General features: G+C 60.8%; 7 protein-coding genes. 4 read left to right on the plus strand and 3 right to left on the minus strand.

Annotated features, from left to right (window positions below):
- Window positions 1-567: 567 nt before the first annotated feature.
- Both AC1DR7_RS11225 and AC1DR7_RS11230 read left to right on the plus strand, forming a co-directional pair.
- Window positions 568-978 (plus strand): hypothetical protein, encoded by a 411-nt coding sequence (locus AC1DR7_RS11225; RefSeq protein ID WP_457321429.1) that lies wholly within the window; start codon window positions 568-570, stop codon window positions 976-978.
- A 212-nt stretch (window positions 979-1,190) separates the two neighbouring features.
- Entirely contained in the window at window positions 1,191-2,159 is a 969-nt protein-coding gene (locus AC1DR7_RS11230) for a DUF2268 domain-containing putative Zn-dependent protease (RefSeq protein WP_478051522.1), read from the plus strand.
- A 51-nt stretch (window positions 2,160-2,210) separates the two neighbouring features.
- On the opposite strand, the gene AC1DR7_RS11235 is transcribed toward AC1DR7_RS11230, so the two are convergent.
- Entirely contained in the window at window positions 2,211-3,281 is a 1,071-nt protein-coding gene (locus AC1DR7_RS11235; protein ID WP_478051523.1) for a hypothetical protein, read from the minus strand.
- Window positions 3,282-3,751: 470 nt separating this feature from the next.
- On the opposite strand from AC1DR7_RS11235, the gene AC1DR7_RS11240 reads away from it, so the two are divergent.
- Together AC1DR7_RS11240 and AC1DR7_RS11245 are read left to right on the plus strand one after the other, a co-directional pair.
- Window positions 3,752-5,038, plus strand: a complete 1,287-nt coding sequence (locus AC1DR7_RS11240) for a hypothetical protein (RefSeq protein WP_478052660.1) — start codon at window positions 3,752-3,754, stop codon at window positions 5,036-5,038.
- A gap of 49 nt (window positions 5,039-5,087) precedes the next feature.
- Window positions 5,088-5,684 (plus strand): hypothetical protein, encoded by a 597-nt coding sequence (locus tag AC1DR7_RS11245; protein WP_457489252.1) that lies wholly within the window; start codon window positions 5,088-5,090, stop codon window positions 5,682-5,684.
- Between the two features lie 275 nt (window positions 5,685-5,959).
- Here the strand turns inward: AC1DR7_RS11245 and AC1DR7_RS11250 are convergent, their stop codons facing one another.
- Complete coding sequence (locus tag AC1DR7_RS11250; RefSeq protein ID WP_457489253.1) at window positions 5,960-6,439, minus strand: hypothetical protein; 480 nt, start codon at window positions 6,437-6,439, stop codon at window positions 5,960-5,962.
- A gap of 58 nt (window positions 6,440-6,497) precedes the next feature.
- Window positions 6,498-6,953, minus strand: a 456-nt coding sequence (locus AC1DR7_RS11255) for a hypothetical protein (RefSeq protein ID WP_478076491.1), incomplete at its 5' end; no start/stop codon positions are given.

The raw sequence follows: 6,953 nt of genomic DNA on the forward strand, positions 1-6,953 counted from the left end.
CTTTTCCCATGCGGCGGCACGACCTTCAAGTGCCAAAGGGCCCGCCATCACTGCCGATGCGTCGACCTGCCTCCAACTGTGCCATGCTCCGCGCAATCACCACGGAGACACCGCAATGGCCAAGAGCATGGACAGCAAGAAAGAGCAGAAGAAAAAGCCCGCCAAGACCGCCAAGGAAAAGAAGGCGGAGAAGAATGAGAAGAAGACCAGCAAGGGTTTCGCACCGACCTGATCGTCTCCAGGCGCCGCCGTCGGCGGGCGCCACCTGGTAGAGCCGACCGTTGGTCGGCTCGGCCACTTCACCCTGGCTGACCATCGGCAAGCGCAGCGGTTGCGGGAACGAGCGCCGCCGCACCTCGCGCGCCGGCAGGTTGCCTGTTACCCGTTGCCGCCATCGCGCCGTCGGTCGCGTACACCGGCCTGTTCCGTGCAGTGATGCCGCCGGTATCGGTCGTATGCCGGCAGGCCGAACCGCGGCGCACGCGCACGGCCATCCACCATCCGTCCAACGCGCACGCGTCTTGCCCGATGGCAAAATGGCCGGCTCTCCCCGCGTTGCGGGGCGCCATGCGAGGGATTGGACGTGACGGAAGGAAATGGCAGGTACTGAGCCGCACGCCAACCACCCGTGCGCTGCATCCCCGCGAAACAGACGCGCTGCTTTGGTTCGGCCAGCCCGAACGCATCGTCTGGCGGATGCCGCGTGGCAACGTCATCGACCTGGCCCGGGCAGCCCGCGCCGCCGGCAACCGCCCAGTCGCACGCACGGTGCGTGGACCGTACCGATCGAGGGTGCGTGCCCGCCACCACGACCGGCATGACTATATCGGGGAGGTCGAGGTACTCCTGCTGCCGGGTGCCGACCGCTGCCTGCGCCAGGACAACGAAGCGGAGGTCCTGCTGTGCGGCAACGTCGCCGTGGTGCTCGCGTTGAACGGCACGTGGCGTATCGACCAGGCGCGTTCGTTGCTGCGCTGAACTCCGTGCGCCATGGGGGTGTCGCGCGTTGTCGGCGCTGCTCCGCCGCGAACAAGGCTGACGCTCCACATCACCGCCGGCCAGGCCAACAGGTGCGCGGATGCGGAAATCGCCGCCGCGACCAAAGCCGGCAGCACCCAACCAAACACGAATTAAACCTTCTGACTCGCTCCCGCATCCAACGGTGGACACCCACCGGCAAGGCGAATGACATGACGCTATGGAAGCAAAGACTCACCGCCTTTCTCATTGCAGGCACGCTGACATTGACCGCCGCAGCTCAGTCAGCCTCGGCGCAGGTATATACCCGCGATATCGACAACTTCTGGATCGCCCACGATGCGGTCCGCGGCGAAACCGACCCCGCACGCAAATTGCAGCGCATCAAGATGCTCTACATCGACAAGGGCACGCCCGGCCTGCATGCGTTGATGGAGGCACGCGGCTACACCGGCGAGCAGTACGTGGCGGCAATCGATGCCTGGCCGCGTTACTGGGCCTCGGTGCGCCCCCTGACCGGCCGTGCATTGGCCGCAACCGCCGCCCTCGACGCTGACCTGGCCCAGCTCAAACGCCTGTATCCGGCCCTGCGCCCGGCCAGCATCACCTACGCGATCGGCGTGCTGCGCACCGGCGGAACCACCCTGGACGACAAGGTGCTGATCGGTGCCGAACTCGCCCTGGGCGACGCCAGTGTCGACGTATCCGAGCTTCCCGAACCCCTGCAGACCCGTCTGCGCACGTTCTATGCCTCGCAGCCGTTCCACAACAACGGCCAGAACAACATCCACGAGTACATCCACACCCAGCAGGTCGAGGCCGGCGATACCCTGGCCCAATACGCGCTGCGCGAAGGCGTGGCGGAGCGGGTGGCCGAGCTTGTCACCGGGAAGAAGCCCGACCTTCCGCTGTACGTGTACGGCCCGGCCCATGAGGCGCGGCTCAAGCAGCAGTTCCTGGCCGACCGACATGGCAATGACTACCGCGACTGGCTGTACAACAGCAGCAGCAACCGCTTCGGGGTCAGCGACCTGGGGTATTACGTCGGTTACCGCATCGCCAGCGCGTATTACGCGGCACAGCCAGACAAGGCCAACGCGATCGCCACGCTGTTGGAGCTGCGGTATGACGATGTGGCGGCGGTGGATGCGCTGATCGAGCGGTCGGGATATTTCCGTTGATTGATGGAAATCAGCGATCCGCCATGACGGGGCGGCAGCAATCGTTCGGCCTCACTCGCAGGCCGAGGCGGCCGCCTCCAACAGCGGCCCCACGGCAAGCGCCGGCGCCGGGCGATCGGCCGGAAACGCGGCCGCGATGGCCTTGGCTGCGCGGTCAGCGTGCGGCTGGATGTACCACGACGCATCGCTGGACAACGCTTTTCCACGCACTTCCCGTTCGAACCGGTACTGGCCCCAGTAGATGGCCAACGGCTCTTCAAGTGCGTTCAACGGATTGGGCAGCGCCAGGGCACCCGGGCACCGCCGCGCGAACGCCGCAGCCAACGCCTCTCGATTGGCTGCGGGCAGTCCCGCCGACAGGAAATGCGCGTACTCGTGCAGCACGATCGGTGCCCAGTCCTCCTCCACGCCCAGTTCGGAGAACAGCACGATGGAGCCACCGCGAAGCTTGGCCTGGGTGCGGTCCGCGTATGGCCACCATACGAAGCGCACGTGGAAGAGGGGCGCCGCCTCGGCGCCGTAGAAGGTGCGCATGCGCGACGCAAACGCGGCGGCTTCCGGCGCCGCCATTTCCCTGGTCAACGCCTCCTGTTGTCGACTGAAGCGCGCCGTCCCGGCCAGCAGCGCACGCGCACGGGGCGCAAAGCGCGCGTAGTAGCGCCGCAACCGCTCGCGGTCGCCAGGTGCCTGCGCGGCGATCGCGGCCTCGGTGGCAGCGGTGAAGGACGCCGCGTTCTGGAAGTAGCCGGTGTATGGGTCGCCAATGCGTGTATCGCTGCCGGCGAACAGGCTATCCGCGAGGGGCCGCTTGCCCCCGTCATCACGGGCCATGGGAGACGTACGCTGACGAAACCGCGCGTATGCCTCGAGCGCGGCCCGATCCTTCGCATCCAGGCCGAACCTGCGCTCCCAGTCCTGCTGGTAGATCGCGTTGGTGTAGCCAGGCAGCCAATCGGGCAGGTTGTCCAGCAGATTGAACAGATCAAAGGCGTCGTCGTAGCCCACCGTCACCAGCGCAGGCGCCTGGCGCGTCGGGTCGCCCGCCTGGGCGCTGGCCCACTGGGGCGCCAGCACAAGAACGGCCATGCACACGAAGTGCCGTGCCTGGGATCTGAATGACATCCGACATGCTCCTGGACGACCGGGTGGCCTGATTCGAGCATGCTGCCGACGGTTCCACAACGTGCCCATCGGCAGGGGGCCGCGCAGGGGTGCCGTAGCGAGCCACGTGGGAAATTCATGGCTACGGGTGCGCCACCCATTGCAACTGGCATCGAGCGGACTATGCGTGGGCGGCCGAATGCAGGGGCATCGCCTTGGACAACGATGGACGGTCAACAGCTCTGTCTTTTTGAAAATCCGTCGGCTTCCGGGCTTCGCTGGACGTACATGGACGCCATTGGGGCGGCCCCACCAGCAACTGCATTAGAATTCCAAGCAATTGTTTTTACGTGGAATTATCGGACTAGAATAGATCTGAGACTCACTTTCCGACTCACTTTGAGCGCGTCCTTGGCACAAGGGACGGTAACCCGCCCCCGTCCAATTCAGGCATGATTTAGTGCAGACCTCAGCCTGGGCTCCCAGCAGATATGCCTGTCTATACAAGAAGCGAGCTCTACGACCTCTTGTGGTCGGCACCCGCCAGCAAGATCGCGAAGAACCTAGGGATATCAGATGTTGCCCTCGGCAAGGCAGCCAAGCGGCACGGGATCCCAGCACCTGAACGCGGTTACTGGGCGAAGATCGCCGCAGGGAAGCTCCCAGCTAAGTCTCGATTGCCACTCAGAGGGCTGGGACAAGCCGACTCGATCCACGTGGGGCGAGAAGACGAGCTGACCCGGCGCAGCGCCGGGCAGGCAGATGCAGATATACCCGCGCTTCCTGCCGCGCTTAGGATGCACGATGAAACGCTCCATGACTTGCGCTCACGGCTAGAGGACGAAATCGGGACCATCAGCATTCCGAAGTCCTTGTCAGCGCCCCATCCAGTCGTAGCACGAATGCTGACCATAGACGCAAAGCGGATGGAGAGTCTTTCTGGCGCAGACCCACGCTGGAGCCACGAACAGCCCTATTACGCCTCACCATACGAGAAGCGACGTCTGCGCCTGTTGAGCGCCATCTTCAAAGGGCTCTCGAACACCGGGCTGGAGTTCCAGGCAAAAGGTAAGGACGCCAACGAGTTCAGAGTGTTTGCGCGGGAGGGGTCCAGCGTGACGTTCCGACTGGATCATCCGAAAAAGGCTGAGGGGAGGAACAGCTACTTCGCCACGTCAAAACCAGACCGCCCCGCGTCCGAGCCCTTGAAGCTGGAGATCATGTGGTGGTTTCGCTCCGAAGCCCCATTCCGTCGCACGTGGGAGGATGAGCGAGCGACACAGATTGAGGAAGCCATAAGTGAGATCGTGGTCACCCTGGCATTCGCAGTAGAAGCAGTTTATCGGCAGGCGGAGATTGACTCACAAAGACATGCCATCGAGATGCATGAAATTGCGGTTCGGCGGCGTGAGGAGAAGAGGATCGAATCGATTCTTGAGCGAGAAGCTGCTGAGGAAGCAGATCGACAAGCACGAATGCACAAGCTCATGTCAGACGCTACCAACTTTCGATTGGCACAGGATATCCGGGACTACGCAGATGCCGTAGTACGCACCAATGACCGAAGCAGCGCTCCCGTACCACACGAAGAGATTAGTGCCTGGAAGGCAGCGGCGCTCAGATGTGCAGACGACATCGACCCTTTAGTATCTCGCGCCTTCCTCGTTCCCCCAGATCCGGCGACCTCGCCAGCTAAGCCGATGGTATCGCCCCTTCCCTCCATTGAACGCTTGACAGAAGGGGCATGGCATCCGAACCAGCAGTGGTTCGCGCGCTGAACGCAATCTATTCCGTTACAAGGTTACCCAACATCGACCCAGGTGAGCTATGGAAGCATTCTGGCAAGGCGCATGGAAATTTCTGCAGGTCATTTCGCCAGCCTTGATAGGCTTGTTCGGCGTGGTGGTTGGCGGCTGGGTCACGGTGTGGAGAGAGAAGAAAGCTGACGCCCGGAAGGCCGAGAAAGAAACAGCCTACCTGGCCGCGATCATAGGCGGCGAACTGGACAGTTTCGCCAGTCTCTGTGCGGATGTGGTTGATGATCGTGGCTATGAAGACGAGCGCGGCTATACGGTGGCACGCACTTCACTTCCCAGCTTTGATCCCTCCAAATTCGACGTTGACTGGCGGTCGATCCCTTCAAGCGACATGTTTAACATCCTCGATCTCCCGTATCAGATCGAATTCGCGAATTCCTCTATAGAGGCCGTGAATCACCATTCGGACAGCCCGCCGGATTTCGAACTCACCTTTGCCGAGCGGCAACTACAGTACGCCCGGCTTGGTCTGCACTCAGCAGAGATTGCCAATCGAATTCGAGCAGTAGCAGGGCAGAAGCCGAGAGCAAGAACTTACGAGTGGGACCCCATTGCTAGGTTCACTGCCGACATCAAGCGGCTTGAGCCACTCAAGCAGATGCCCTGACATCTAGCCATGTCAATGTCGGGGAAGATCAGCAAAAACAAGGACTAAGGCGATCTCTCGCGACCACTTGTGATCTATGGGAATCAATGACTTACCAAGAGGCCGGGGTCAGTTTGGGGTCAGCCGGCCCAGGCCAATCACGCCGTCTGTTGGTAATTGGAAATGCGTCAGCATCGCCTTTTGCCAAGCTATGCCACATCCATCCATCAACTTCCTAAAACACTTTGCTGATCAACAAGCATTGCGAAACGCAGCCTTGCGACTGTGATTAAGGTCTATCTACGGGCCAAACAAAGCTCCGAACTAGGAATCGTCCATTCGACGTCACCTGGATTGGGGTCTTCAATTGCCCTGGCCTTTCTGATCAGTTGGTCTGCGATTTCGCTCTGCTGTATGAACTTCTCACCCTCAAGCGGCTCCGATTCGGGCAAAGCAAACGGAAATACGACGTCCGTGTGACCGGGATATTCATGAGGAGTGTAATCCAGCTCCAGCCTAGCGGCGAAAAAATCACCAGCCGTTAGCTTCGCCACGCCCCAGTAGGTGTTTTTTCCGATGTTCCCAATTTGCGCACAACGCGTCTTAACGTCCCTGTCCGGTTCTTCGCGATCCAGCCATCGAATCGTTGACAGTCTCAGTTTTTCCCGCTGAGGCCTAAAGGCTGCAGAGGTGAGCGCACCCCTCTTGTAAAAATGAGGAGTCCTAAGCACTCGAACAACAATTTCATCGTCGGAAAAGTCCCCTGAACTACTCACTCAATCCCTCAAATGATAAGGCGTCCATTCCACAAGGCCAGGCAGGAAATAATCCGAACTACGCAGCCTCTGCCCATTCGTGACGCATAGCCAACCCAGATATCGTCTTCGTGTCGGACGAGGAATTACTACTGGAAATCGCACTCCATAAGTCAGGCATCCCGAGCAATGGGACAAGCTGATTATCCCCTGAGCAAGACGTCCGCTTCGGCTCAATACCTGAACGATCGATCACAAGCCAAGAGTGCCTTGTCTTTCCGATCTCCAACTCTGCCCTGCCAGATCGCCAGCGCCATGCCAGGGTGATCGTGCCATTCGGATTTGGGTATGCAATTGGCAAACTCATGCTGCCAGCCATCTTCTCAACGAAGCCGATAGCCGACTCGATTGCTTCCATTGCAATTGGAAGCGCGCCTTCGCCGTCCCAATCCTCCGAAAGCGAAGAGAAACTGCGGATTTCCGATCTAAGTTCAATAGACGCAGCCGCAGCGTGCCAGGTGCGCGTCAACTCTTT

The sequence above is a fragment of the Stenotrophomonas sp. P5_A9 genome (assembly GCF_056400525.1).

What these genes read in the sequence shown, in the direction of transcription:
- AC1DR7_RS11225 (WP_457321429.1), top strand. Translation starts at nt 568, where the DNA reads ATGCGAGGGATTGGACGTGACGGAAGGAAATGGCAGGTACTGAGCCGC.
- AC1DR7_RS11230 (WP_478051522.1), top strand. Translation starts at nt 1,191, where the DNA reads ATGACGCTATGGAAGCAAAGACTCACCGCCTTTCTCATTGCAGGCACG.
- AC1DR7_RS11235 (WP_478051523.1), bottom strand. Translation starts at nt 3,281, where the DNA reads ATGTCATTCAGATCCCAGGCACGGCACTTCGTGTGCATGGCCGTTCTT.
- AC1DR7_RS11240 (WP_478052660.1), top strand. Translation starts at nt 3,752, where the DNA reads ATGCCTGTCTATACAAGAAGCGAGCTCTACGACCTCTTGTGGTCGGCA.
- AC1DR7_RS11245 (WP_457489252.1), top strand. Translation starts at nt 5,088, where the DNA reads ATGGAAGCATTCTGGCAAGGCGCATGGAAATTTCTGCAGGTCATTTCG.